22 protein-coding genes and 1 tRNA gene are annotated in these 23831 nt (G+C 45.4%); 13 read left to right on the top strand and 10 right to left on the bottom strand.

Going from position 1 to position 23831, the window contains the following annotated elements:
- Positions 1 to 107: 107 nt before the first annotated feature.
- From EXT47_RS17540 to EXT47_RS17520, 5 genes are all read right to left on the bottom strand, one after another.
- The gene (locus EXT47_RS17540) at positions 108 to 914 is read right to left on the bottom strand and encodes a nucleotidyltransferase domain-containing protein (RefSeq protein WP_052258220.1); all 807 of its coding nucleotides are present in this window, start codon (positions 912 to 914) and stop codon (positions 108 to 110) included.
- The gene (gene rtcA, locus EXT47_RS17535) at positions 914 to 1951 is read right to left on the bottom strand and encodes an RNA 3'-terminal phosphate cyclase (RefSeq protein WP_039493287.1); all 1038 of its coding nucleotides are present in this window, start codon (positions 1949 to 1951) and stop codon (positions 914 to 916) included. Before rtcA ends, EXT47_RS17540 begins: the two co-directional genes overlap by 1 nt.
- A gap of 9 nt (positions 1952 to 1960) precedes the next feature.
- Positions 1961 to 3187 (bottom strand): RtcB family protein, encoded by a 1227-nt coding sequence (locus EXT47_RS17530; protein ID WP_039493289.1) that lies wholly within the window; start codon positions 3185 to 3187, stop codon positions 1961 to 1963.
- A gap of 38 nt (positions 3188 to 3225) precedes the next feature.
- Positions 3226 to 4380 carry a slipin family protein gene (locus tag EXT47_RS17525; protein ID WP_130127184.1) on the bottom strand — a complete coding sequence of 385 codons (1155 nt, stop codon included), beginning with the start codon at positions 4378 to 4380 and terminating at the stop codon, positions 3226 to 3228.
- Positions 4381 to 4622: 242 nt separating this feature from the next.
- A tRNA-Arg gene (locus EXT47_RS17520) sits at positions 4623 to 4693 on the bottom strand.
- Positions 4694 to 4943: 250 nt separating this feature from the next.
- On the opposite strand from EXT47_RS17520, the gene rtcR reads away from it, so the two are divergent.
- Entirely contained in the window at positions 4944 to 6545 is a 1602-nt protein-coding gene (gene rtcR, locus EXT47_RS17515) for an RNA repair transcriptional activator RtcR (RefSeq protein WP_165383826.1), read from the top strand.
- Between the two features lie 57 nt (positions 6546 to 6602).
- Here rtcR and EXT47_RS17510 read toward each other — a convergent pair whose 3' ends face one another.
- Both EXT47_RS17510 and EXT47_RS17505 read right to left on the bottom strand, forming a co-directional pair.
- Entirely contained in the window at positions 6603 to 6902 is a 300-nt protein-coding gene (locus EXT47_RS17510) for a putative quinol monooxygenase (protein ID WP_130127182.1), read from the bottom strand.
- Positions 6883 to 7113: a DUF2798 domain-containing protein gene (locus tag EXT47_RS17505; RefSeq protein WP_010606951.1), complete on the bottom strand. Its 231-nt coding sequence runs from the start codon at positions 7111 to 7113 to the stop codon at positions 6883 to 6885. Before EXT47_RS17505 ends, EXT47_RS17510 begins: the two co-directional genes overlap by 20 nt.
- A gap of 89 nt (positions 7114 to 7202) precedes the next feature.
- Between EXT47_RS17505 and EXT47_RS17500 the strand changes: the two genes are divergently transcribed.
- Positions 7203 to 8060 carry a LysR family transcriptional regulator gene (locus EXT47_RS17500; protein WP_130127181.1) on the top strand — a complete coding sequence of 286 codons (858 nt, stop codon included), beginning with the start codon at positions 7203 to 7205 and terminating at the stop codon, positions 8058 to 8060.
- A gap of 21 nt (positions 8061 to 8081) precedes the next feature.
- Here EXT47_RS17500 and EXT47_RS17495 read toward each other — a convergent pair whose 3' ends face one another.
- Positions 8082 to 8783: an NUDIX domain-containing protein gene (locus tag EXT47_RS17495; RefSeq protein ID WP_130127180.1), complete on the bottom strand. Its 702-nt coding sequence runs from the start codon at positions 8781 to 8783 to the stop codon at positions 8082 to 8084.
- 178 nt (positions 8784 to 8961) lie between these two features.
- Here EXT47_RS17495 and prs point away from each other — a divergent pair, with 178 nt between their 5' ends.
- From prs to EXT47_RS17465, 6 genes are all read left to right on the top strand, one after another.
- Positions 8962 to 9816 carry a ribose-phosphate diphosphokinase gene (prs, locus tag EXT47_RS17490; protein WP_039493299.1) on the top strand — a complete coding sequence of 285 codons (855 nt, stop codon included), beginning with the start codon at positions 8962 to 8964 and terminating at the stop codon, positions 9814 to 9816.
- Positions 9817 to 9827: 11 nt separating this feature from the next.
- Complete coding sequence (locus tag EXT47_RS17485; protein WP_130127179.1) at positions 9828 to 11423, top strand: nicotinate phosphoribosyltransferase; 1596 nt, start codon at positions 9828 to 9830, stop codon at positions 11421 to 11423.
- Between the two features lie 113 nt (positions 11424 to 11536).
- Positions 11537 to 12232 (top strand): response regulator transcription factor, encoded by a 696-nt coding sequence (locus tag EXT47_RS17480; protein ID WP_039493303.1) that lies wholly within the window; start codon positions 11537 to 11539, stop codon positions 12230 to 12232.
- On the top strand, positions 12229 to 13608 hold the full coding sequence (locus tag EXT47_RS17475) for a HAMP domain-containing sensor histidine kinase (RefSeq protein ID WP_039493305.1): 1380 nt from the start codon (positions 12229 to 12231) through the stop codon (positions 13606 to 13608). The genes EXT47_RS17480 and EXT47_RS17475 overlap by 4 nt, the downstream gene beginning before the upstream one ends.
- Positions 13609 to 13674: 66 nt before the next feature.
- Entirely contained in the window at positions 13675 to 14550 is an 876-nt protein-coding gene (locus EXT47_RS17470) for a retropepsin-like aspartic protease (RefSeq protein ID WP_039493307.1), read from the top strand.
- A 188-nt stretch (positions 14551 to 14738) separates the two neighbouring features.
- The gene (locus EXT47_RS17465) at positions 14739 to 15278 is read left to right on the top strand and encodes a carboxymuconolactone decarboxylase family protein (RefSeq protein ID WP_039493309.1); all 540 of its coding nucleotides are present in this window, start codon (positions 14739 to 14741) and stop codon (positions 15276 to 15278) included.
- A gap of 23 nt (positions 15279 to 15301) precedes the next feature.
- Here EXT47_RS17465 and EXT47_RS17460 read toward each other — a convergent pair whose 3' ends face one another.
- Positions 15302 to 15712 carry a YbaN family protein gene (locus tag EXT47_RS17460; protein ID WP_039493312.1) on the bottom strand — a complete coding sequence of 137 codons (411 nt, stop codon included), beginning with the start codon at positions 15710 to 15712 and terminating at the stop codon, positions 15302 to 15304.
- 233 nt (positions 15713 to 15945) lie between these two features.
- Here EXT47_RS17460 and EXT47_RS17455 point away from each other — a divergent pair, with 233 nt between their 5' ends.
- The 5 genes from EXT47_RS17455 to asnB all read left to right on the top strand — a co-directional run bounded on the left by EXT47_RS17455 (position 15946) and on the right by asnB (position 22390).
- A complete protein-coding gene (locus EXT47_RS17455; protein WP_130127178.1) occupies positions 15946 to 17193 on the top strand; it encodes a Zn-dependent hydrolase in 1248 nt (415 codons plus the stop codon).
- A gap of 142 nt (positions 17194 to 17335) precedes the next feature.
- Positions 17336 to 17767, top strand: a complete 432-nt coding sequence (locus EXT47_RS17450; RefSeq protein WP_130127177.1) for a hypothetical protein — start codon at positions 17336 to 17338, stop codon at positions 17765 to 17767.
- The gene (locus tag EXT47_RS17445) at positions 17764 to 19185 is read left to right on the top strand and encodes a sodium:solute symporter family protein (RefSeq protein WP_130127176.1); all 1422 of its coding nucleotides are present in this window, start codon (positions 17764 to 17766) and stop codon (positions 19183 to 19185) included. The genes EXT47_RS17450 and EXT47_RS17445 overlap by 4 nt, the downstream gene beginning before the upstream one ends.
- A 109-nt stretch (positions 19186 to 19294) precedes the next feature.
- The gene (locus EXT47_RS17440; RefSeq protein WP_039493315.1) at positions 19295 to 20365 is read left to right on the top strand and encodes an aspartate carbamoyltransferase; all 1071 of its coding nucleotides are present in this window, start codon (positions 19295 to 19297) and stop codon (positions 20363 to 20365) included.
- A gap of 9 nt (positions 20366 to 20374) precedes the next feature.
- On the top strand, positions 20375 to 22390 hold the full coding sequence (asnB, locus tag EXT47_RS17435) for an asparagine synthase (glutamine-hydrolyzing) (RefSeq protein WP_130127175.1): 2016 nt from the start codon (positions 20375 to 20377) through the stop codon (positions 22388 to 22390).
- 102 nt (positions 22391 to 22492) lie between these two features.
- Here asnB and EXT47_RS17430 read toward each other — a convergent pair whose 3' ends face one another.
- A complete protein-coding gene (locus EXT47_RS17430; protein ID WP_130127174.1) occupies positions 22493 to 23788 on the bottom strand; it encodes a porin in 1296 nt (431 codons plus the stop codon).
- Positions 23789 to 23831 lie beyond the last annotated feature (43 nt).

Here is a 23831-nt window from a genome sequence, read left to right as displayed (position 1 = left end):
AATTCCATCGGGAACAAGCAATTGAGAACACAATAAGTCGTTTTGTCGCGATTAAAAGGCTGGCAGCGTGGGTAAAGCTTGAACCCCATGCCTGACAGCCTGAGCAGCTATGAGCTAATGGTGCTTTTAAATAGTGCATTAAGCTCGCGGTAATTGGCTTTCATCTGTTTTTCTTTGGCTCGGTAATCCGCAAGGCGGTTGAGTTCAGACTCGATAAATTGGTTTATTACAGGCACAGTTGGAATGACTTGTTTCTCTAAGCTTACTTTTTTCTGTTCAAGTAGGTCAGCAATTGCATCATTTAGCGCCGTATTATCTGCAATTAGTTGGCGTAATGTCTCAAATTCTATAGGTGCTGGTGTGGCATATTTTTCTAGCCACATAATGGCTAACAAAGGCCTAAGAACATAAAAGTACTTTTTTAGCGGTACGGTTTCTCTCTTTAAGTATTCGCGATAGTTACCTTGCGCCATATGTAAATAGTGATAAATACCGCTATTTGGAGACATAATTTGAGGCATTAACTGTTTTGCTTTTGCCGAGAATACGCCATCATCAACATAAACGATAGGTGATTGTAACCACTCAATAAAAGCAGGGTTTGACTTTCTAAAAAGCTTTAATGCCTTTCTTACATCCCAGCCATTAATATCAATCTCATCAACAATAGGGTATTCAATGACATCACGTTTTTCTTCGACATCAAGGGTGAGATACCACTCTTTTGTATGCGCATAAATAAACCGCACGTCGTAATCACTATTTGGGCTGGCAAAACCCCAGGCGCGGCTGCCTGATTCAACGGCATACAATACCTTTACACCATGCTCTTGTTCTGCGGCACGGATCCGTTTAAGTATTTCTGCTTTGATATCGGCTGCTATTGGTTCTAGCTCACTGTTATTTGTCATCATTAATTTCCTACCACGCTAATATTCCATTGTGTTTCTGTGCGCTGAGTTACTGCAAATTTAACGTCCATAAACAACTGAATTACATCAATATTGGTTAGCGTGTGCAAGCTTGGTTTGGTGGTGGTGAACTGGCCGCTGTACGCTAAAGCCATAGGTAGCAATAACTGATCTGCTAAGTGTTCTTCCACCGCGGCTTCTGATTTTAAAAACTGCTTTACTTCGGCTGCGCAACGTTTGGCAACGCGTTCGGCTGACACGCCATATTCGCCTTGCTGCTCAAACAAACTCGTGTGCGAGCCTTGGTCGATCATCAGCTGTAGCGAGTTGCCCGGTCCCGGTGTGACTGCGCTTACGACGGTTGTTTTTGCGCCAAACCAATTGAGCTCCTTTTTTGCTTTAGTCACTTCTCGCTCGCCAATATGTTCAGGTAACTTACTGACTAAAGCGGTGATTGCACATTGTTCAGCGGTAATCTGGCTGCTACTCGCCGAGAGCTCTGGAAGCGCGTTGAGTGCCTTGGTTGGGTGTATCGTCAATGTCCATTTTCCTCCACCTGCTGGATAAAACCCAAGCTTTTCAGTCTCAATTTGGCAATCAATACCCATCTTTTTTAAGATTGGTAAATAAGAGCGCGTTAAAAAGCATAAAGAAGGAGACATGCCGTTGTGCGTCCCACCTTCAAAGATGACATGAGACTGCTCAGAAGCCATTGCCAATACGGGTAAAATGGTCTGGCAAACCAATACGGTGCTACCAGCCGTACCTATGGCAAAGCGATAGTTCCCTGCTTTTATTTTACCAGGGGTGAAGCGAATGCGCGCAGAGCCAAGCGCTGCACCTTCTATTTTTGCATTACAGATCTGCTGTGCGGCCAGTACACAAGTAAGGTGTTGGCGTAGTAAGCCGGGTTTATTGCGATTGGCTCTAATGTTTATCAGCTCAATTGGCTGATCGGTTAAAATCGATAGGGTTAAGGCGGTGCGTAATACTTGTCCGCCTCCTTCTCCTTGTGCGCCATCTATAACTAAATATGACATGTTCAAAACTTATCCTTTTACGCACACAATTTGTTTCAGTGTGTGTACTACTTCTACTAAATCTTGTTGTGCCGCCATGACCTTTTCAATGTCTTTATACGCATGAGGGATTTCGTCAATAACGGCTTCATCTTTGCGGCATTCTACCCCAGCAGTTGCAGCGATTTGATCTTTCACGTTAAATACTTTTTTGGCTTTAGTGCGCGACATGATGCGCCCTGCGCCATGGCTACAACTATTAAAGCTGTCGGGGTTGCCAAGTCCTCTTACAATAAATGAACGTGCGCCCATGCTGCCTGGAATGATCCCCATTTCGCCTTTTTGTGCACGTACTGCGCCTTTGCGCGTGACGTAGCAGTCTTTACCAAAATGGTGCTCGCGAGAGATATAATTATGGTGGCAGTTCACGGCCATTTCTGCGGTTGTAAATGGCGTTGAGATCTGCGACCTTAAAGCTTTTATCGCGTTAAACATCATGATTTCACGATTTTTAGCGGCAAAGTCCTGCGCCCATTCAACCGCTTCAACGTAATCATCAAAGTAGTCACTTCCTTCTTTTAGATAGGCTAAGTCCATATCTGGAAGGTGAATTTGATGACGTTGCATTTCCTTCTTAGCCAGCTCTATAAAGTAGGTGCCAATTCGATTACCAACGCCTCGGCTGCCTGAGTGCAGCATAATCCACACTGCGTTGTGCTCATCCAAGCAAAGCTCAAGAAAGTGGTTGCCTGTTCCCATTGTACCAAGATGGTTCACATGATTACTTTTTTTGATAGCGGGGTGCTTGGCGCAAATTTTCTCAAATCTTAATACTAGCTTTTGCCATTCAGAGGTAACAATGTCAGGGATGTTATGCCAGGCTCCTCGGTCACGCTTTCCGCGTTTTCCTCCGGTACGACCATGTGGCACAGCCGCTTCAAACGCATGGCGAATACCAGCCAAATTATCTGGAAGCTGGTTGGCTGTAAGTGATGTCTTGGTGGCAACCATGCCGCAGCCAATATCCACACCTACCGCTGCGGGGATCACTGCATCTACCGATGGGATCACGCTACCAATCGTTGCGCCTTTGCCCATATGCACATCAGGCATTACCGCAATATGCGAATGGATCAACGGCAAGCTGGCAATATTATTAAGCTGTTGCTGCGCCTCTATTTCAAAAGGTACGCCTTGTGTCCATGCCTTAATGGGCGCGTTTCCATCATTGTGGATGGTGTTGTAGTTACTACACATATTTGTTCCTTATGCTATCGTTATTTTTCTTTTTATCGTTAGACAATTTTGACTGTGTTATTCATCAAACCTTCTAAGCCCCCGTAGACGGTTAGGTTTTCGATTTTGTCTGCAACCTTTTCTAATGCCTCAAGCTCCTTCAAGCGCAGTAATGTTGGGTTGTTTTCCATCACTTTTGCGGTGTTATGCAGGCTCCGTGTCGCTGCGGTTTCTTCTCGCCTTTTAATGACATTAGCTTCAGCTGCTTTCTGCGCTTCAACCACTTGATTTAAAATGGCTTTAATTTCTCCAGGCAGAATAATGTCTTTCACGCCGACGCTTTGTAAAGATACGCCAATGCCTGCCAGTGACGCAGTCACAAGTTCTCTCACGGTTTCATTGATATATAACTTATCCAATAAGATATCATCCAATGATTTGGTTCCTACGGCTTCACGCAAGGCCAATTGCAGCGTTTTATATATGTACTCGTCGACTTTCTCCACGCTTTGGGCGAGCAACTCGGCATCTTCAATTTTGATCCCAGCGGTTAAATTTATTCGCAAACTCACGCGGTCTTTGCTCAAAATTTCTTGGCCAGATATTTCCAGTAGTTGTGCTCGGGTATCAAACGATTTTAACGTGATGCTGTGGTTAAATTGCCAAAATGCGTGTTGTCCAGGTGCTAAGCGTCTAACAAAGCGGCCATCAACATAGAGTAATCCTACATGTTCTGCGGCCACGCTGACATCGGCAATGGGTTTTATCGCAACGGTACGATCACTTCTAATTAACCTTGAGGCTGTGTTTGCACCCGCTCGGTTGATTAAAAATAGTATGCGTTCATTGAGCTCTATTTGACTATCAATAGCGATCCGCTCAAGCCGTATTTCACCAGCATCTTGCCACAAATACAGGTGCTCACTCGGTGCCACAATGCCGCGTAGCAAATCATCAATGTATAACAGGCCAACTTCATTACTATTTAATTTCCAGTGGCTTATGTGTTCCTGAAGTATTGGGTTATTACGGTATAAACGTTCCGCATTTGGCTCAGAAAAATACAAGCCGTTAATATCAAAAGTGCGAAACGAAAGAGTATTTTGCACATCCCAAAAAGCATGTTTGCCTGGTATTAACACCTGTGTTAGTTGCTGCTCTTTGAATACAAAAGCTCTTTCGTTCTCTTTGACCGTAATTGTTTTTCTTAACATATTAGTTTTCCTTTATGTTGTGTTAGTAAGGGTCGCTGGCTTGAGTGGTAACGGCGCCATGTTTAGTGATTGGAAGTGGCGTCCTGCCTATGCCAATCCGGCGACATGTTGCGGTTACCAGTCAGCGGCCATGACGGCTTACTAACAATATGTATTTACGTATATTTATGAGTTTTTGGGTGGGATTCGAACCCACAACAAGCGAAGTAATGTTCACGGCTCTACCATTGAGCTACCAAGGTTTAAGATGGGATTTGAACCCATGACCGACGAAATCGTGTTTCGCTGCTCTACCAGACTGAGCTACTTAAATTATTGTGTGGTTAGGCATACGCAGTCACAGTGTTCAGCGCACCGGAGTGAGGATTGAGTCACTTCCACATAACCAGACAGCCTATAGATATCAAGCTATGTGCCAATAACGAGGATTAATTAAAAATAAATTAATAACATTTTGAATTTATTGGTTTATTTTCTATTTTTGGTGATGGTTTATGAAATTGGTGGAGATTTGAAAAGTATCTAAATATAATTGTTAGGATATATAATATATCTATATGGATATGGTTTTGAAAAAGACAGTAGCAGTAAGTTTGATTGGTACTCAGCTCGATTTTGTTGGTAAGCGAGTGGATAGGTGGGCGCGTTGGCGGCCCAATGTAAGCCTATGTAGCCAACCTGATCTGGTCATTGATGAATTGCATTTATTACACGACAATCACAGTACACGGTTGGCCAACAATGTGGCGGTTGATATTGAAAGTGTGTCGCCAGAGTCGACAGTTACATTGCACAACCTCAACTTCAGTAACCCGTGGGACTTTGAGGAGGTGTATGCCAAACTTTTTGATTGGTGCCAAGCTCAAGCATTCGATACCGACAACTGTGAGTACCTGTTTCATATCACCACAGGTACTCATGTGGTACAGATCTGCAGCTTTTTATTGACTGAGAGCCGTCATTTTCCTGGCCGCTTGGTGCAAACCTCTCCCGACAACAGCAATAAAAACAAATCGGTTGGGCAAGTTCAAATAATCGATTTAGACCTATCCAAATACGACCAGCTAGCTACTCGATTCGACAGTGAGCACCTAGAGGGTAAAGCATTTTTAAAAGGTGGGATCCAAACTAAAAATGAGGCATTTAACCAGCTGATCACCCAAGTTGAAAAGGTGGCGATACGCGCTAAAGATCCCATGTTGCTAACAGGACCTACTGGTGCAGGGAAAAGCCAGTTGGCAACACGTATTTTTCAATTAAAGAAAAAGCGGGCGATGCTGGCCGGAAGACTTGTTTCGGTAAATTGCGCTACGCTCAAGGGCGAAAATGCCATGGCAGCATTGTTTGGTCATACCAAAGGTGCGTTCACAGGGGCACAACAAGCGCGAGACGGGTATTTACGCACTGCTAACCAAGGCGTGTTGTTTTTAGATGAAATCGGTGAGTTAGGTCTTGAAGAGCAGGCCATGCTATTGCATGCAATAGAAAATAAGTTGTTTCACCCAGTCGGTAGCGATCAACCCGTAACCAGTGACTTTCAGTTAATCGCAGGAACCAATCGCGACTTGTTTAAAGAGGTCTGCAAAGGTCGATTTCGAGAAGACTTGCTCGCACGGATCAACCTATGGACGTATCGATTACCAGCGTTAAGAGACCGCAAGGAAGATATTCCGGCTAATATAGATTACGAGATAGATCTGTACGCGCAAAAAATGGGTGAAAGGGTGCGCTTTAATAAAGAAGCAAAAACGTTATTTGAACGTTTTGCCTTGTCGGAGCGAGCCTTGTGGTCAGGCAACTTTCGTGATTTAAGTTCGGCTATCACGCGTTTGTGCACTTTGGCAGATTCCTCTCGGATAGCAGTTAGCGACGTACAGGAAGAAATTCAGCGGCTTGAGCAAAATTGGTATGCAGGAGAACAAGTTTCGGGAGATAAAAATCTAGATAGGTATTTATCCAAAGCACAGCTTGCCGAGTTAGATACGTTTGATATAAACCAGTTAAATTATGTGCTTACTATCTGTGCTCGCCACTCCAGTATGGCGGCTGCAGGCAGAGAGTTGTTTAATGTGAGCCGCACCAAAAAGTCACAGGTGAATGACTCCACAAGACTGCAAAAATATCTCGCTAAATTTGGTTTAAGTTGGCGTCAAATACATAGTTAACGCTGAGCGCTTCTATCATTGCTTTTGAAGAAGCGCTTAACTTCTTAAAAGCGCAAATTAAAGCGGTTTGATGGCGATAATATCCACCGCTTTTGCCAACCATCCTTGATACAGTGTAAATACCTGTTTGGTGTAAGCTTGCTGATGATGAAAATCGAACGCGGCTTGATCGACGAAGCGTTCAACTAAGGTAAGCTGGGTGCGGTTTTCACTTTCATAAAGTTCAAAGCGTAAACATCCTGCTTCTGCTCGAGTGGCTGGCAAGATCTCTTGGATGGCGTTAATACAATCTTGATAGTGCTCGGTTTTAGGCGTGATATGGGCGATAAAGTTGACGTTATTGTGGCTGTTGACCATGGTATTTCTCCATAATGCGTTTAGTAACGGCGGTAACTGGGGCTGATAAAACATAGGCGGCGATGAACGAGGCCGGCCAAGCATTGGCAAAGGCATGCGCCCATCGCGTAGTAAAGTCCGCCACTAATCCCAAATTGATGTACGTAACCCATCCAGACACCATAAACGACAGGCACAATGACAGCAGTAATGTAAAAATGAGTTTTTGCATGTTTCCTCCTTTGGCTGTTGATATGATTGTAGGGAATTGCCAGCCGATCAGAATGGCAAAAATGGAAAGCTAAGATTGCGGAGATAACTATGCTAGATGACTTACGACTCTTTGTTGAGGTAAGCCGCCGAGGAAGTTTTGCCAAGGCGGCAGAAGACCTTGGCATAGGCGCGCCGACCTTATCTAAGCGGATGTTAGCGCTGGAAGATAAACTTGGTTATCCGCTCTTACTGCGTAGCGCCAGAGGACTTACATTAACGAATCATGGTCAGGCAGTGGTGGATAAAATGGCGGAGTCTTTGCTCGCCTTGCAAGCGCAAAGTGAGGCGCTATCAACACTAGAAGCGTCCACTTTCCATCTGTTATGTCCGCAAAACTTAATGATTGGTCCTTTGTATAATGCGCTGCAATCGTTTCAGGCCCAGCATCCTGAGATCCAATTGCATGTGGAGCCTGCCAATAGTGTGGCCTTACTCAGCCAAAAGCGGTTTGATTTAACCGTACGAGTCGGGGAGCAGGAAGATTCAAGCGTCTATCAAAAGCGGCTGGGGCAAATTGCGGTAAGAGCGGTGGTCGCCAAGGAAATTGCGACTACACAAACCCTGTTTTTGCCCTTTAAAGCATCGCAACTGCCTGCAACCGATGCGTGGCGAGCACTACTGGCGCAGTTTAGTCACGTCTCTTATGTGGGTGATATTACCTTAGTGCGTAAATTGGTAGGCTCGGCTAACGGTGCTGGCGTATTGCCGATGACAGAAATTGCAGCGTTGGCAGTGCAACCTCAAACCGCATTTAGCTATATCGGTGACTGCCAATTTACTCGCAACATCTACGCGCTTTGGCCAAATCAACGAACTCCACCGACTTACACCAGAGATTTTATTGAGTTACTGCAAATGCGGTGTCAGGAGCTTGATTATCTGCAAGGGGCAGTGATAGCTCTGTAATGAACACCGCACAATCGCATTTTATCCTAAGCTCAGATTGCGCTCAAAATGCACGATATCGACATCAGGCTTTAGCTTATAGAGCTGCGCTAACCGTCCGCCTGACTTTACCTTTTCATCCAGTGCTTCAAACATGTTTGAGGCTTCAATTCGTCTTACCAAGCTCTTGCGCTGAATGGGTTTGGAGATAATGGCTTCGATGGCGGTTTTGAGTTGTCCAATGGTAAATTGATCTGGCAAACAATAAACCGGGATCATGGAATATAACGCCTTTTGCTGCAGCCTTGCCTTGGCCTTTTCAATAATATGCTTATGATCAAAAGCCACGGCAAGATCTGGGATCTCGCTAAGATCCACCCATCTCACATCATCTACCGAGTCTATTTGCGTTGCCACTTGCTGAGGTGAAATCAAGGCGTAATAAACCAAGGTGACACTAAAGCCTCGCGGATCACGGTTGATCCCAGAAAAGGCCTGAAGTTGCTCTAGATATTGTGGGGCAACACTGGTTTTCTCTTTGATCTTACGCAGTGCGCTCATATCCGTGTTGTCATCCAGCTCAACATCAACAAACCCTCCAGGTAATCCCCAGCGGCCTTTAAAGGGAGCGTTAGCGCGTTTCACCAGCAGCACTTTTAAGCTGTCCTGCAAAATTGTAAATAACACGCTGTCTACCGTGAACAGTGGGTTTTGGTATTGGGTTAAATCGTAATCAGGGCTCATGATATTTTTGGTTTGTGTCTTTTAGACACAATAAACAATTGTAGTCAGTATGGCAAATATACTGAATATCCTTATGTTAAAAATAAACATTAAATGTCTTTTGGACATAAAGATGTTGATTGATCAAAAAATGTTTGATACCTTATTTGTGTCTTAGGGACATTATTAAGGAAAGGTTATGAAAGTCACGAGTTATGAATTCTCTGGAAACAAAAAAGATGTTCAATATGAAGCATTTACCTTCTCTGGTGGGGAGGAGCATATTCGTTTCAAGGCATTTGATTTCCGTGATTGCGAAAAAGTTCAAATCACAGCCAGAGTGACCAATTCTTCTCATATCATGCGTTTACTGATGGCGGTGGATGCATTGAAGCGACTTTGTTTGGCGCGGACGCCAATAGAATTAGTGTTACCCTATTTCCCCTACGCGCGCCAAGATAGAGTATGTGTAACGGGTGAGGCGCTAGGTGCAAAAGTGATGGCGTCACTTATCAATCAACTGGCGCTAGACAAAGTCACCGTGTGGGATGCACATAGCGACGTTGTACCTGCACTCCTTGAGCGAGTGGAGAATGTTGAGCAAACGACATTGATATCGCAGTGTCCGGCTTTAAAGCAACAGTTGCAGTGCGGTGCACTCAGTTTAGTTTCACCAGACGCTGGAGCGAGTAAAAAAACACTGAAAATTGCGCAGCATTTTGGTGGTGAGGTTGAGGTTATCCAAGCACAAAAAGTACGAAATCTTAAAACGGGTGAAATTGTACAAACGCAGGTACTTGGTGAGGTAAAAGGTAAAGATTTACTGATCGTTGATGATATTTGCGATGGTGGCAGAACCTTCACTGAACTTGCTAAGGTACTAAAAGCACAAGGCGCTAACTCAATTGCGCTTTACGTAACACACGGTATTTTCTCTCAAGGATTAGGCGTTTTTAGTGGACTGATCGATACCGTTTACACGACTAATTCGTGCCGTGATAAAGGCGACTTGGTCGAACACCACGATGTGCAACTCAACATGATTGAATTATAAGGAATATAGCCATGACAATTACCGCAGCAAGTATGCAAAAAGACGTGTATAAAGAATTTCACAGCCGCGCTTATCACCCTGAAGTGACAGAGGTTTATGCAAACTTTACCTCACGCAGCGGCAAATTAAGCAATGTTGCAAATAACGATAAAGTGGCTTTTGTGGGGCTGCAGTATTTTATCAAAAGTTACTTACAAGAAGAGTGGCAAGACTTTTTCGCAGCAGACAAGCACACCGCTGTGGCAAATCATAGACGGATCATGACAGCAATGTTGGGCTATCCGGTGGACGTGGGTTATCTCGAGGCGCTACACGACTTAGGTTATTTACCGCTGAGGATTAAAGCGCTGCCAGAAGGGACTTTAGTGCCGTATCAGGTGCCGCCCATCACTGTGGTCAATACCAAGCCTGGATTTGAATGGCTAACCAATATGATTGAGACGGTATTAAGCTGCGAAAACTGGCCAATTCAAACGAGCACTACCACCTCAGTTGCATATTTAAAAGTGTTCCGAGAGTTTGCTCAAAAAACCGGCTTACCTCAGGAGTTCGTGCCGTTTCAGGGTCATGATTTTAGCTTTCGCGGTATGTTTGGTAAGCACGCTGCGGCTATGAGTGGTTTTGGTCACCTCGCGTCAGGTCTTGTAGGGACGGATACTATCCCTGCGGTACTATTTGCTGAAAAGTACTATGGCGCAGATGTCGACAAAGAGCTGGTTGGCTGCTCAGTAGATGCAACCGAGCACTCAGTAACCTGTTCTTGGATCCAAGAAGGTGAAATCGAGTTTTTCCAATATTTGATGCGTGAGCAGTCACCGACCGGGATCCTCAGTGTGGTCTCTGATACTTGGGATTTTTGGAAGCTAGTCACCGAGTATTTACCGGAATTAAAAGCAGAGATCATGGCGCGTGATGGCACTGTGGTGATCCGTCCAGACTCCGGAGATCCGGTGAAAATCCTGACTGGGTATTGTGTCTCACCAGTATCAGAATATAGCGAGTTGGTTGACTCTCAGCAGCAAGCGCAAGAAATGGCAATGACAGATGGCTTTGAAGCGTATCGTTGGCAGGGAAATTACTATTCAGTTGAACCACACCCAACGCAGCTGCAGGAGTGTGAAGTAAAAGGACTGATTGAATGTCTCTGGGATACCTTTGGTGGCACTGTGACTGATAAAGGCTTTAAATTGCTAGATGAGCATATTGGCGCAATATATGGCGATGCAATTACCCTTGAGCGTCAGCGTCAAATTCTACAGCGACTGATGGACAAAGGATTTGCGTCCAAAGTGGTGCTCGGCATTGGCTCATACAGTTACCAATATGTCACCCGCGATACCCATGGCTCTGCGGTAAAAGCAACTAGTGTGGTTAAAAACAACCAGCGTGTGGCAATTTTTAAAGAGCCAAGAACCGACAGCAAAAAGCGCTCAGCAAAGGGACTGCTGAAAGTAGAACGCGTAAACGGTGAGTTGATCTGCAAGGACAATGTGACCGAGGAAGAAGAAAAGCAAGGCTTGTTAGAAGTGGTGTTTGAAGATGGAGAGTTACTAAAAGAAACCACTTTGGGTGAGATCAGAGCTTTGATCAGCGCGCAAATTAGTTAGATTCCATTGTTGTTCTCATTGTCTTTTGGTCGCGATAGGTTCCAGCCATCGCGACTTTTGTGCTTCACAATTGTACATCTAATAATTACAATCAGGACAAAAAGCGCCTCCCTATGTCTGACCAATATACAGTTTTATATGTAGAAGATGACCCAAGCAGTGCTGAGATCTTACGTTTATATCTGGCACAAGCGGATATGCAGGTTGTCCATTTCGATAACGCCCCAGATGCCCACCGAGCCCTACAAAACCTAACATTTCAACTCGCTATTTTAGATGTCATGCTACCCGGTGGTGATGGCCGTGAGCTACTAAAAGAAGCCGTTGCGCGCAACATTCCTACCATTATGGTGACCGCCAAAGTGTCTGAAACTGATCGTCTTGAGGGGTTTGAGCTTGGTGCGGACGATTATGTATGTAAGCCTTACAGCCCACGAGAAGTGATCTCACGAGCAAAGGCACTATGTAAACGTAGCTATCGTGGTCAGCAGAGTGCCGCTTTGTTGTTTGATGGCTTAAGTATCAATCTTGAGAGCAAATCCGTAACGGTAACACAGCAAACACCAGCGTTAACGGCTGTGGAGTTCGAGTTATTACTGACCATGGCCAAGCAGCCGAAACAAGTATTTAGCCGCGCGCAATTAATCGAACAAGTATGGGGAAGTGATGCGCCTATTACGGATCGGGCAGTCGATACTCACTTGGCTAACTTGCGTAAAAAACTTGGCGACAGTAAGGCTGAGCCCAAGTTTATCGCCACTCGTTACGGGCAAGGCTATCAATTTATCGCGCGTAAGGTGTCTTCATGAAGCTAAAAACCAAATTTACCTTACTCGTGGCGCTTTGTACTTTTGCGCTACTCGGAAGCTTTTATCAACTATCTAAAAACTCAGCCGAGCGCACTTTTTTAGCATTTAATAAGCAAAGTGCGGTAACGTTTGGTCATTCATTGCTTGATGATGACTTAGTGGAAGAAGCATTGACTGGTAAAACCTTTGCGAGCCCAGAAGCGACCTTAACGTTTTTAGCATCAACCTTTCCTGAGCAGCTATTTATTTGGCGAGATGCTAACTCAACAGCGGATGTAAAGATCCTCAACCCCGATCTCACCATAGACTATGAGCAGGTCAAATCCGGTCATCAATTTTCTATCCATCACCCCGGTGTTGCGGCGTTTGTGGTGCAATTTAATGAGGCGCAATATGTGTTATCACCACAGGGGGAGTTGTTTTGGTTGCCTGAGGTATTGCTAGATAGGTCGTTTGAAAAGGAAGCGCTGCAGCAAGCTATGTTGGATGATTTTATGCTTACTTTGGTCATCTTATCGATTATTGCTGCATTACTTGCTTGGTTGGGGTCGTGGTACTTTTTGTCGCCACTTAAACAGCTCAAACGTAGCTTTAAGGCGATAGAGTCGGGCGAGTTAGACACCCGCTTAGCGCTAAAACGCCATGATGAAGTGGGTGAAATCATCAATAGTTTCAATAATCTTGCGGCTTGGCTACAAGGTTTGCATCAGCAATATAAACAAATGAACTCCGACTTATCTCACGAGCTTAGAACACCACTTAACGGCATTCGTTCGCGCTTGGAGGCGATGGAAGACGGTATAGTGCCGATGGATAAGGCTCAGTTAGCGGTGATAACCCAAGACCTTCACAACGTTAATCGTATTATCGACGACTTGTGTTTGTTGTCATTAACCGAGTCAAAGCAGCTGACGTTGTCATCAACACGAGTAAATCTCTCTGAGCTGTTAACATCGACCTTAGTGCGTTACCAAGCACAGGCCGAAGCGCGAGGCGTGAAATTGGACGCAGATATTCAAGAAGGTGTGAGCGTGACGCTTGATGCCGGAAGAGTCAGACAGATAGTGGTGAACTTATTAGATAATGCTTTTAAATATGGCGCTGATGGTGGCGTTGTGACCTTAAAGCTCAGTTATCAAGATAATGAACTGGTGATTACGGTTGCTGACTGCGGCCAAGGTATGTCGCCTAATCAACTCGAGCAGGTGTTTGAGCGCTTTTATCGTGCGCAGGGGTCGCGCCACGATACATCCAGTTTGGGGCTCGGTTTACCAATTTGCCGTCAACTTGCCGAGTTGATGGGGGCGACATTGACCGCGACCAGCACTGAAAATCAAGGCGCAAGCTTTTCACTTCGGTTTTCTCGACTAACTTGATAATTGCTTGACAATTGCTCGGCATAGTTAGCTCAACAACGACATCAACAGTTTGAGAGCAAGATTATGAGAGCAATTATTTTATCAGCATTGGCATGTACCACCGTAGGTTGTGGGATCACCGCGTCTACCGCGCCACAATCGCTCACTTTACCGATGAAGTACACCGAGAAAGGTCATGCCTATGTGATGGCAACGCTTAACCATACGATTACCCATCCTATGATTTTAGATAGTGCTGCGAATGTTGGTATTTTACCGGTTAATCTGAAAGCAGCACTTGCCTTGCCTGAAGACAAGCTAAGCAAAATGGACGTACAAGGCGCAAGTGGCAGCTCAGAGCTAGTATTGGCAACGATAGACCACACCAGCGTCGGCCACTTAGCAGCAGAGTCGCTTCCATATGTATTTAAAGATATGACCCGCTTAGATGTGGAAGGCGTCTTGCCTGGAATTTTGGGGCATGGATACATGTCGCAATATTGTAATGTGTTTGATTTTAAAAATAATGAACTGAGTTTGTATCAAGGGGCTTGCCCAAGTAGCGTGACACAGGGCTTGGAGAGTGAAAGTTTTAAAATAGATAACAATTTTATCAAGCTGACAGCAAGTTTTAATGGCGTAGAAGTAGACGCCGTGCTTGATACCGGCGCTCCAACCAATTACATCAACTCACACTTGGCCAATAAACTAACATTAACGCTGGGCGAAGAAGACATCAGCCGCGGGTTAAACGACCAAGCAACTAAAAAGGTGGCCATAGGATCACTGCGCTTTAGCTTAGGAGGCAAGGAAATCATCAATACCGAAAGTCACTTATCGGATATGCCAGTGTTTGAGGTGCTTGGATATAAAGACGAGCCGTTTATCCTACTTGGTTTAAGTAACTTTAATGATGATAAGCTAATTATCGACTACGCTGAGAACAAAATTTACTTTTGATCCCAACGCCGCTGGCTTAACGCTCGACCAGTCAGTAGCTGAATAAATTTCATATTAATTTAGACAGTTATTGTGTTTACTATAGCGAATAGTTATTTGAACGATCATTCAAGTAAGGTTAGTCTAGCACCTAGTGAGTAGTTAACCTGAGATTATACCAATCCAAAATGCACCAAGAGGAGCAACTGATGACTGACTTTACAATCCATACCGTAGAATCTGCACCGCAAAAAGGTAAACCATTACTTGAGAAGTCCCAGCAAGCGTTTGGACGTATTCCGAACCTTCATGGTGTAATGGCGGAATCACCAGAGCATCTGCATGGCTATCAAGTGTTACATGAGGCTTTTTTAAATAGCTCGTTTAATAACGATGAAAAAACTGTGGTGTGGCAAGCGATTAATGTAGAACATGAATGTCACTACTGTGTGCCGGCTCATTCTGCCATCGCAAAATCAATGAAAGTAAGTGATGAATTGGTCAAAGCGCTGCGTGAGCAAGCACCACTTGGCGATGAGAAACTAGAAGTGCTGCGTGCCACAACACTTGAAATGCTGCGCGCGCGTGGCAAGTTGAGCGATGCACAAACGAAAGCGTTTTTTGCCGCAGGTTATACTAAACAAAATCTGCTGGAAATTATCTTAGCGCTAAGTCAAAAAGTGATGAGTAACTACGTAAACCATATCGCGCATACTCCGCTGGATGATGCTTTTAAAGCGTTTAGCTAATTAGTAGAGAGGCATTTATTTCGCTATAAGTGAGGCTGTTTTACATCCATAGGAATGACTGATGGACGTGTAAAAATATAGCTGAGTACGGCAGCCTCAGTTATCGCGACAGACCACACGACCCAAACAGGTGCGCCACTAAAGCTCAGTGCCAGTAAGCCAACACTCATGCCAACCGCCGCGCCAATCTTGCCTTTTATGGGGATCACCTGATGTTGTCGCCATGCAAGCAGACTCGGGCCAAATTTGGGGTGGGTAAGCAGCCAGTTTTCTAACTTAGGAGAAGAGCGGGTAAAGCAAGCAAGGGCAAGAATAAAAAAGATGGTGGTAGGCATAACAGGCAGTGCCATGCCGATAAAGCCGAGACCAACAAATACGATGCCAGCAACATGCAGCCAAAAACAACGATTGAATAGGGGGATTTTCTTACGCATAGGCATCCTCATATTTCGGGAGTGCTGAACTGGCAGCGCATCACGGTGACCTGAGCCAACATTGTTAACCAGAAGCCAATTATTAAAAGCATATCACAGCGGCTGAAATTCGCGAATTTTCAACTAAGCTAAAGCAAAGAGATTATCAGTCGGACGTCAGTGTTTGAAATAGCGAATCTGATCTCAGGTTAAGTACAGGGAAGTGGTGCGACTGAAACGTTGAGGAGCAAAGTATGCAAGTAAATTTAGAACGTCTAAAGTCTACCTTATTTGCGCTCGCGGAGTTCGGCTATAACCATGAGGATAAGGGAATTTATCGCCAAGGTTTTAGCAATGAGGATTTTGCAGCGCGTAAATGGCTGATGGAATGTGCACAAAGCGAAGGATTTGTGAGTCGTATGGATGGCGCTGGCAATGTGATTATTGAAATGACCAGCCCGGATATTGCAGCAAAACCCGCGGTGATCATTGGCTCTCATCTCGATAGTGTACCAGCAGGTGGCATGTTTGATGGCACCCTAGGCGTCATTGCGGGGTTTGAGTGTATTCGTATTTTAAAAGAGCACAATGTGCAATTGGATAGGCCGATTTGGGTCATCGGTACCAGTGAAGAAGAAGGGCGTTTTGGTGGCATGATCGGGGCGCAAGCGCTCACTGGAAAATTAACACCTCACCAATTGCTCACAAGTCATGATGCGGATGGCTGTATGCTTAGCGATACCATGCGTGCGCAAGGGTTAGATCCCATGGATGCACTGAATGCGAGGCTAGAACCTGAGCAAATAAACAGTTTTTTTGAATTACATATAGAGCAAGGACCTGTGCTTGATCAAAAAGGCATTCAAATTGGTGTGGTGGAAGGGATTTCAGGGGTATTTAAATGGATGGTTAAATTAATTGGGAAGGCCGACCACGCAGGCACAGCCCCCATGGAGATGCGTAGCGACGCCTTTATGGGGCTGGCTGATTTTGCCTACCAGTTAGACCGCATTATTGCAGAGGATGGCACAGATACCACAAGGATCACCGTCGGTAAGGCAGAATTAAAGCCGGGTTTTGCACATACGATTGCTGGAGAGGTGGATTTCACCATCGTCGCGCGTGATATGGACGAAACGGTGATGGAGAACCTTGAAATTGCCTGTCGTAAAGCGCTTTCAGCCATCGCTCGGAAACACCATTTAATGTTTGAATACGAGCAGGTGAGTTGGTTGTCTCCAATGAAATGCACACCTGAGATGGTTGAATTTATTAGTCAACAGGCAGAGGCCTTGTCACTGAATTATCAAATCATGCCAAGTGGTGCTGGTCACGATAGCCAGTTTTTTTCAGAAGTGTGTCCCACGGGGCTGATATTTATTCCATCACTCAACGGCGTTAGCCATGCGCCAGATGAATGGAGTCATTGGCATGATGTTGAAGCTGGGAGTAATTTACTGTTGCAATGTGTTCAAAAAAGAGCAATAAAAACAAAAGAATAAATGTAAGGCTGGGGTGAAATTGGGTGAGGCTTTACTAGACAAATTTGATCCTTGGGCTAGTCTTTGTTACTACTAGAATAATGTGGATAGCAAAACTTGCGGCGAATTCAGGCTTGGATAACCGCAGTTAGGGATTATGAGGATGTGGATCGCCCGAGTAGTAACCTTAGTCTTACTTGCTGCGAGCTTTAATGGGCTTGCCGCCTCGCTGAGGGTGAGCGATGAGGTCGTGACTGCTGGGTTTATTACGCTGCACATTGAGCGCACAGGTCCACCTCTACAGCAATCAACACAGCTATCCATTCAACATCTTTCAGAACCTTACTCCCTCTCCCTTTCGCTTCAGCCGTCTCAACAAGCGGTAACCATTAGTGGCTTGGCTGATGGTGATTATCTCGCAACCTTAGATAGCCCCTCTGCTAACTCGGCACAAATGTCGGTCTCATTTTCAGTCAAACATCATCAGTTAACGCTGGCGCTTGCACTGTTTGTATTGGGCTTGTGCTTATTTGTGCTGCTTGTAGGGATGATTGTGGTGGGTAATAAGCAAATGCACGATAAGGAAAGCGTATGATAAATGCTTCATTGGCGCTCGGTCTTGCCCTAGCGTTTGCTTTGCTATGGGTATTTTTTGGCTGGTGGATTGGCAGGCGCGTGCAGTCACATAATGAATTTGCGCTGGCCGGTAGAAATGTTGGGTTGGCCTTTGCTTGTGCCACTGCGATGGCAACTTGGGTCACCAGTAACACCACTTTGGTTGCGCCACAGCTCACTTATCAGTTTGGTATTTGGGGCATGATTGGCTATGCCTGTGCCGCATTCGGATTGTTGCTATTTGCGCCGCTAAGCCAACGCATCAAAACTTTACTACCCCACGGCTACACCAGTGGCGACTTTATGCGGTTGCGGTTTGGGCGTTTCTCTTGGTGGGTCTTTTTGCTGATCTCTTTCGTGTATGCCATGAGTTGGCTCGTTAGCCTAGGCATGGCGGGTGGCATTTTGCTACACACCCTAAGTGGCTTAGATTATCACCTTGGTATGTCAATTATTCTGCTGATGTGTGTGGTCTACACGTTGTTTGGCGGTCTAAAAGCGGTGATCGCCACGGACTTTCTACAGGCCATTATTATTTTGGTAGGTGTCGTCGGAATTGCCATTGTCGTGGCGATGAATGTTGGGCTTGAACCAATTCATCAAAAACTCAGTAGTGACCATCCTAAACTACTCGACCTGCTTTTTCCTGCTGCTGTGATGTTTTTGTTCAACAATATCTTTTTTGGTTTAGGAGAGATTTTTCACAGCAACGTATGGTGGTCAAGGGCGTTTGCATTTAAAGGTGGAGTGGGCAAAAAGGCGTATTTTATCGCAGGTCTATTGTGGCTACCGATCCCCATCGTGACAGGGTTTATTGCGCTGGCAGCGCCGAGTTTAGGCTTGTATCCCGCTAGCGCCGATATGGTGGGACCCTTGGTTGCAAGCCAAGTGCTCGGCTATACCGGCTCGATCATTCTGTTCATTGTGGTGTTCTCAGCGCTGGCATCGAGTTTGGACTCCTTGCTCGCCGCAACGTCAGATCTCATCAATCAAGATATTTACCTGCAATACATCAAACCAAAGGCGAGCGATAGTGAACGCTTAAAAAGTGCTAAGTGGATTATTGTCATCCTCGGCGTCGTGACTTGGCTCTTATGTTTACCAAAAATCGCCACGCTGGGTGCCTTGTTGAACTTCGCTGGCGCCTTCGTCGCCAGCACTATTTGGCCTATCGTATTTGGTTTGTACTTTGCGCGAATGACGGGAAATAGCGCTGGCTGGGCTATGTTGCTTGGTACGGTATCAGGTTTGATTGGGTATTTTTATATTGGTTTTTATGTCGCCGCATTAGTTTCTTGTGCGGTGTCGTTATTAATTTGTGTGATTGCTTGGCGTTTTAGTCAGCAATCATTCCATTGGCAAGCGTTGGGCACGCAAAGCAAAGTGGAGGATGTATGATCTCGTTGGGCGCATTTTCTAGTTTAATTTGGCTGGCCATAGTGCTCAGTTGTTTATGTCCTGTTGTCCTTGTCGTTATGTTCCTTATTGATTTTAAAAAGAGGCAGTTATGGTAAGTGCGCAGCAAGTAGAGTTTAATCGAGCGCAGCCGGATGTTTACGGGGATGCACATCCCAAAGCATTACTCAGAGCGATACAAGAAGACGGTGACAGGCTGCATTGTTTGGAGAATAAGCACATTATCAGTGTCGACCACCTTGACCGAGACGTGCTGATCCAGTTGTTTCGCCTCGCCGCGAAGTATGAAAGTAATCCTGCAAGGTTCAGCTCGCCGCTTAGTGGCAAAATTTTGATCAGTGCGTTTTATGAACCCAGCACCCGCACCCGTCTGTCGTTTGAAAGTGCATGGCACCGCTTAGGGGGCGATATTATGTCGATCACTGATCGCTCCTCTACGGGCATTGCGAAAGGGGAGTCGTTGCAGGATGTCGCCGAGATGTTCAATAATTATGGCGATTGTGTCGTCTTACGTGACACCTCAGTGGAGTCTATTGAAGAGATGATCCACAGTCTACGCATTCCAATTATCAATGCTGGTAATGGCATTGATGAGCACCCAACACAAGCAATGTCTGATCTCTACACTATCTTCAAATGGCGGCCGTCGTTATTACTCCCTGACAGCGAAGCCTTTAGCCCTATAAAAATTGGCGTGATTGGCGTGCCGAGCCAAATGCGTACGGTGCGTAGCCTGTTGAAAATGTTTACGCATTTTCCGCGCATTGTGGACGAAATATTCCTGCTCTACGACGAGAGTGTCGAGGACGCAGTATCAAGCGAGCAATTAGCCCAGCTAGAGGAGGCGGGGGTTAAGGTGTCTATCGGCCATGACTTGAACGCCGTTTTACCTGAGCTTGATGTGGTATATATCAACTCCATTGCATGGGTTGGTGAAAGCTTCGAAACCTATGGAAAGTCGTTTAAATTGAGCGCGGATTCCCCCTTTAAGCCCGATGCGATAGTGCTTCATCCTCTGGCTCGAGGTGAAGAGCTGTGCACCAGTTTAGATGCCACGCCACACAATTGGTATTTTAGTCAGGCACGTGGTGCCGTCTTTTTACGCCAAGCCTTATTGACCTGTATGGTGCAGCGCGCCAGTACTGTGATGGATGTGATTTAGGGAGATATTATGTGCGGAATTGCTGGTATTTTTTCAACGCAAGCGCAAACACAAATAGATAATCAATTATTGGTAAACATGGCAGCCATTCAACATCATCGTGGTCCTGATGGTTTTGGCTATAAACAAATGGCTGGCGTGGGATTTAGTCACGCCAGACTGTCGATAATCGACCTCGACGAGCAACGAGGGCGACAGCCCTTTATTAGTTCTGATAAGCGCCTAATGTTGGCGCACAATGGCGAGTTTTACGATTACGCGCGGATCCGAGCTGAGCTAGTAGCAAAAGGGGCAAGGTTCCAAAGTAAGAGCGACTCAGAAATTGCCATGCACTTATATCAGCAGCTTGGCCTCGATGAGATGCTGACACATTTGCGCGGTGAGTTTGCGTTTGCGTTGTATGACCAACAAACCGATACGTTGCACTTGGTGAGAGACCGCTTTGGTATTAAACCTTTGTACTACACCCAAACAGAAGACGAAATTGTGTTTGGCTCAGAACTGAAGGTGCTGTTTGCCAACCCTAACGTTAAGCGCCGATTCTCAAGTGAAGGTCTATTTCATCAACTGATCCAAGTCATGGTGCCCGGCAGCACGGCGTTTGCGAATGTACATCAAATCAAACCTGGACATGTTGTTAGCATCACCAGAAGCGAACAAGGTTTTAGCATTGAAGATAGACCTTATTGGGATGTTAACTTTCCAACGGCGCAAACGTATTTAAATAGCAAAGATGAAGCATACTACATTGATGGCGTGCGCAAACAGCTGCTAGAAGCGGTGCAGTTGAGACTTAGCGCAGACGTTCCGGTAGGTTGTTACTTAAGTGGTGGCATAGATTCATGCGCCATTTTGGGTTTGTCTTCAGCTGCGGCACAAGCACCAATTAAGGCCTTTACCATTGGCTTTGATAGTGCAGAGTACGACGAAACGCCAATTGCAAAACAGATGGCACAAGCCACCAAGGCTGATCATCATATTATGTCGTTAAGCGGTGATGAGCTATATGGCCATTTTGAGCGAACTTTATGGCATACCGAACGAACCATTTATAACACGCTTGGTGTTGCTAAGTATTTGATGAGTAAGCAAGTTAACGAGTCTGATTATAAAGTTGTGATGACCGGGGAGGGCTCCGATGAGCTTTTTGCGGGTTATCCCGCATTTAGAAAAGACCTGTTTTTATATGGCTTAGATGAACTTGATGACACCGAAAAAGCCCAGTGGCAAACCATGCTGGAAGACAGCAATAAATTGTTTAAGGGGGCGATGTTGTCGCGTGAGCAATACGACAGTGCGGCATTAGACGAAGTTGTAGGCTTTACGCCGAGCTGTTTACAGCCTTGGCTGTCGTGCAGTCACTTTGCCCATCAACTCGTTGCCGCCGAACACAGAGAGCTACTCACGGGTTATGATGCAGGCAAAGCAATCGCTGAGACTTTAGATGATGCCATGTTAGAGTCCCGCCATCCACTCGATAAAGCCCAGTATGTATGGATTAAGACCATGCTTGAGGGACAAATATTAACTTGGGGCGGTGATAGGGTCGACATGGCTAATTCGATGGAGGCAAGGCCTGCCTTTTTGGATCATCACCTCGCAGAGTTTGCTTTTACCATTCCCCCGCAATATCGTATTAAAGACCGTAAAGAAAAGTATGTGTTACGTGAAGCGATGAAAGGGCTGCTGCCAGAAGTGCTGTATGAACGAGAAAAGTTTGCTTTTATGGCACCACCGGCGCACTCGGATGAGAAAAAATGGGCGGCAATGCGTGTGCTGGCTGATAAATACTTATCTAGACAAGCGTTAGAAGCCGCTGGTTTATTAGACTTTGAAGCGGTAAATGCGCTATTTGAGTTACATGAATCGCCAGACGCCGATGATTCACTCAAAGTGCAACTAGATGCCGTGATCAATCATTTACTTGGTGTGCAAATACTCCACAAACAATTTATTGCCGCAGACTTACCTCAATTTGCTGCCGCTGAAGCGGAGCGCCTTGGTTGGAGGGCAGCCACAGAGTAAAGGCTGATCTTATTGGTATTACAGAAAACAAGGAAATAAAAAGGCGATGCATCAACTTGTGCATCGCCTTTTTCATTTAATACCTAAGATTAATCCCTTAGATTAAAAGTAATAACCGAAGTTAATATTGAAGCGACGCTCGCTTTCGTCACTATCGCCGGCGATTGAACCACCAATAAATGGCTGATTTTTCGAGTGAACTAAATCAACATAGGTGAAGAATGCACCCGCAGCGAGTGACACACCAGTGACATTCATCCAAGTGTCTTCGGTGTTATCGGATTTGTCGTAAATAATACCGAAGTCGTTATAAAATTGCAGATCGGTAATTGGACCGAACTCAACTGGCAGGTTGTACGCTACATTAAAGTTCGACATGGTGGCTTCTGCTGCGATGGAATCATAAAACGCATAAGCACCTACCGCCATACGGTTTACGTCATCAATATCGTACTGGTACTCACCGTGTTGTAGCTGTAAGTTCCAAGGGCCAATGTTACTATTTAAATGCAGTGCCCACGCGTTGTAATCACCTGCTCGGTCATTACCATCGTGAAGGCCACCGGCAAGACCAGAGACGCCAATTTCAGTTGTGCCACCGTTGTGTTCAATATGATACGCGTAACGACCAACAAAGGTGTTGTATTCGCCGATTGGTTGCGTAGGGTCGTCATAAACGCCATCGCCCGCTTTACGGAAACCTACCACGTCATAAGAGTAGCGATCGCTGCGGTCATCCACGTAACCATCGACACCACCTAGCTCATCATTTTTGAAAAAGCCAAGATCAAGCTGCCAGTTGTCCGCCACTTTACGTTTAAATACCACCCCCATGTCGTGGTCGTCTTCAAGACCAATATAATAAGTAGTGTTAAAGAACCAGTTGTGCGAATTGTAAGGTGAGTTACCAAAAGGTACTTTAGTCATACCAACCTGAGCTTGCCAATGATCGGCAAAGTCATAGTCTAGGTAAGCGTATTTTACCGCAGTCATATAGTCGAAAAAGCGGATTTCGGCATTTAAGCCAAAGCCACCGACATTGCCAGAGAAGTTCAATCTGAAAATATCGAAGTCAAAATCGCCGCCACGGTTCTTGTTGTCATCGTCATAAGACGTATGGCTGTAGTTTGTTCTGATCGCGCCGCCGACTTTGATGGCCGGTTTTGTTTCAGCTGCTGCAACTTGAGTTTTAGTTTCAGCTTTTGCTTCGGCTTTTTCAGCCTTAGCGATTTTTTCCTGTTGTGCTCGCGCCTGCTCTTTTTGTTCTAGCTGCGTGAGTTTCTTCTGAAGTTCAGCCAATTGGCGCTTTAACGCATCAATTTCTGAGTTTTCGGCAAGCACTGAATTAGAGCAAAGTGCTAGACCTAATCCGAGTGAGATGGTTGAAAGTTTTAACATAGTTGTCCCGTTGTTAAATGGTTGAGCGCAAAACCTCTTACAA

Source organism: Pseudoalteromonas sp. CO342X (assembly GCF_004208915.1).
Lineage (GTDB): Bacteria > Pseudomonadota > Gammaproteobacteria > Enterobacterales > Alteromonadaceae > Pseudoalteromonas > Pseudoalteromonas maricaloris.
This window is presented reverse-complemented; position numbering and strand designations above follow the sequence as displayed.

Bases quoted from the DNA above. Each gene is read 5' to 3' on its own strand.
- EXT47_RS17540 (WP_052258220.1), bottom strand. From the start codon at position 914: ATGATGACAAATAACAGTGAGCTAGAACCAATAGCAGCCGATATCAAA.
- rtcA (WP_039493287.1), bottom strand. From the start codon at position 1,951: ATGTCATATTTAGTTATAGATGGCGCACAAGGAGAAGGAGGCGGACAA.
- EXT47_RS17530 (WP_039493289.1), bottom strand. From the start codon at position 3,187: ATGTGTAGTAACTACAACACCATCCACAATGATGGAAACGCGCCCATT.
- EXT47_RS17525 (WP_130127184.1), bottom strand. From the start codon at position 4,380: ATGTTAAGAAAAACAATTACGGTCAAAGAGAACGAAAGAGCTTTTGTA.
- rtcR (WP_165383826.1), top strand. From the start codon at position 4,944: ATGGTTTTGAAAAAGACAGTAGCAGTAAGTTTGATTGGTACTCAGCTC.
- EXT47_RS17510 (WP_130127182.1), bottom strand. From the start codon at position 6,902: ATGGTCAACAGCCACAATAACGTCAACTTTATCGCCCATATCACGCCT.
- EXT47_RS17505 (WP_010606951.1), bottom strand. From the start codon at position 7,113: ATGCAAAAACTCATTTTTACATTACTGCTGTCATTGTGCCTGTCGTTT.
- EXT47_RS17500 (WP_130127181.1), top strand. From the start codon at position 7,203: ATGCTAGATGACTTACGACTCTTTGTTGAGGTAAGCCGCCGAGGAAGT.
- EXT47_RS17495 (WP_130127180.1), bottom strand. From the start codon at position 8,783: ATGAGCCCTGATTACGATTTAACCCAATACCAAAACCCACTGTTCACG.
- prs (WP_039493299.1), top strand. From the start codon at position 8,962: ATGAAAGTCACGAGTTATGAATTCTCTGGAAACAAAAAAGATGTTCAA.
- EXT47_RS17485 (WP_130127179.1), top strand. From the start codon at position 9,828: ATGACAATTACCGCAGCAAGTATGCAAAAAGACGTGTATAAAGAATTT.
- EXT47_RS17480 (WP_039493303.1), top strand. From the start codon at position 11,537: ATGTCTGACCAATATACAGTTTTATATGTAGAAGATGACCCAAGCAGT.
- EXT47_RS17475 (WP_039493305.1), top strand. From the start codon at position 12,229: ATGAAGCTAAAAACCAAATTTACCTTACTCGTGGCGCTTTGTACTTTT.
- EXT47_RS17470 (WP_039493307.1), top strand. From the start codon at position 13,675: ATGAGAGCAATTATTTTATCAGCATTGGCATGTACCACCGTAGGTTGT.
- EXT47_RS17465 (WP_039493309.1), top strand. From the start codon at position 14,739: ATGACTGACTTTACAATCCATACCGTAGAATCTGCACCGCAAAAAGGT.
- EXT47_RS17460 (WP_039493312.1), bottom strand. From the start codon at position 15,712: ATGCGTAAGAAAATCCCCCTATTCAATCGTTGTTTTTGGCTGCATGTT.
- EXT47_RS17455 (WP_130127178.1), top strand. From the start codon at position 15,946: ATGCAAGTAAATTTAGAACGTCTAAAGTCTACCTTATTTGCGCTCGCG.
- EXT47_RS17450 (WP_130127177.1), top strand. From the start codon at position 17,336: ATGTGGATCGCCCGAGTAGTAACCTTAGTCTTACTTGCTGCGAGCTTT.
- EXT47_RS17445 (WP_130127176.1), top strand. From the start codon at position 17,764: ATGATAAATGCTTCATTGGCGCTCGGTCTTGCCCTAGCGTTTGCTTTG.
- EXT47_RS17440 (WP_039493315.1), top strand. From the start codon at position 19,295: ATGGTAAGTGCGCAGCAAGTAGAGTTTAATCGAGCGCAGCCGGATGTT.
- asnB (WP_130127175.1), top strand. From the start codon at position 20,375: ATGTGCGGAATTGCTGGTATTTTTTCAACGCAAGCGCAAACACAAATA.
- EXT47_RS17430 (WP_130127174.1), bottom strand. From the start codon at position 23,788: ATGTTAAAACTTTCAACCATCTCACTCGGATTAGGTCTAGCACTTTGC.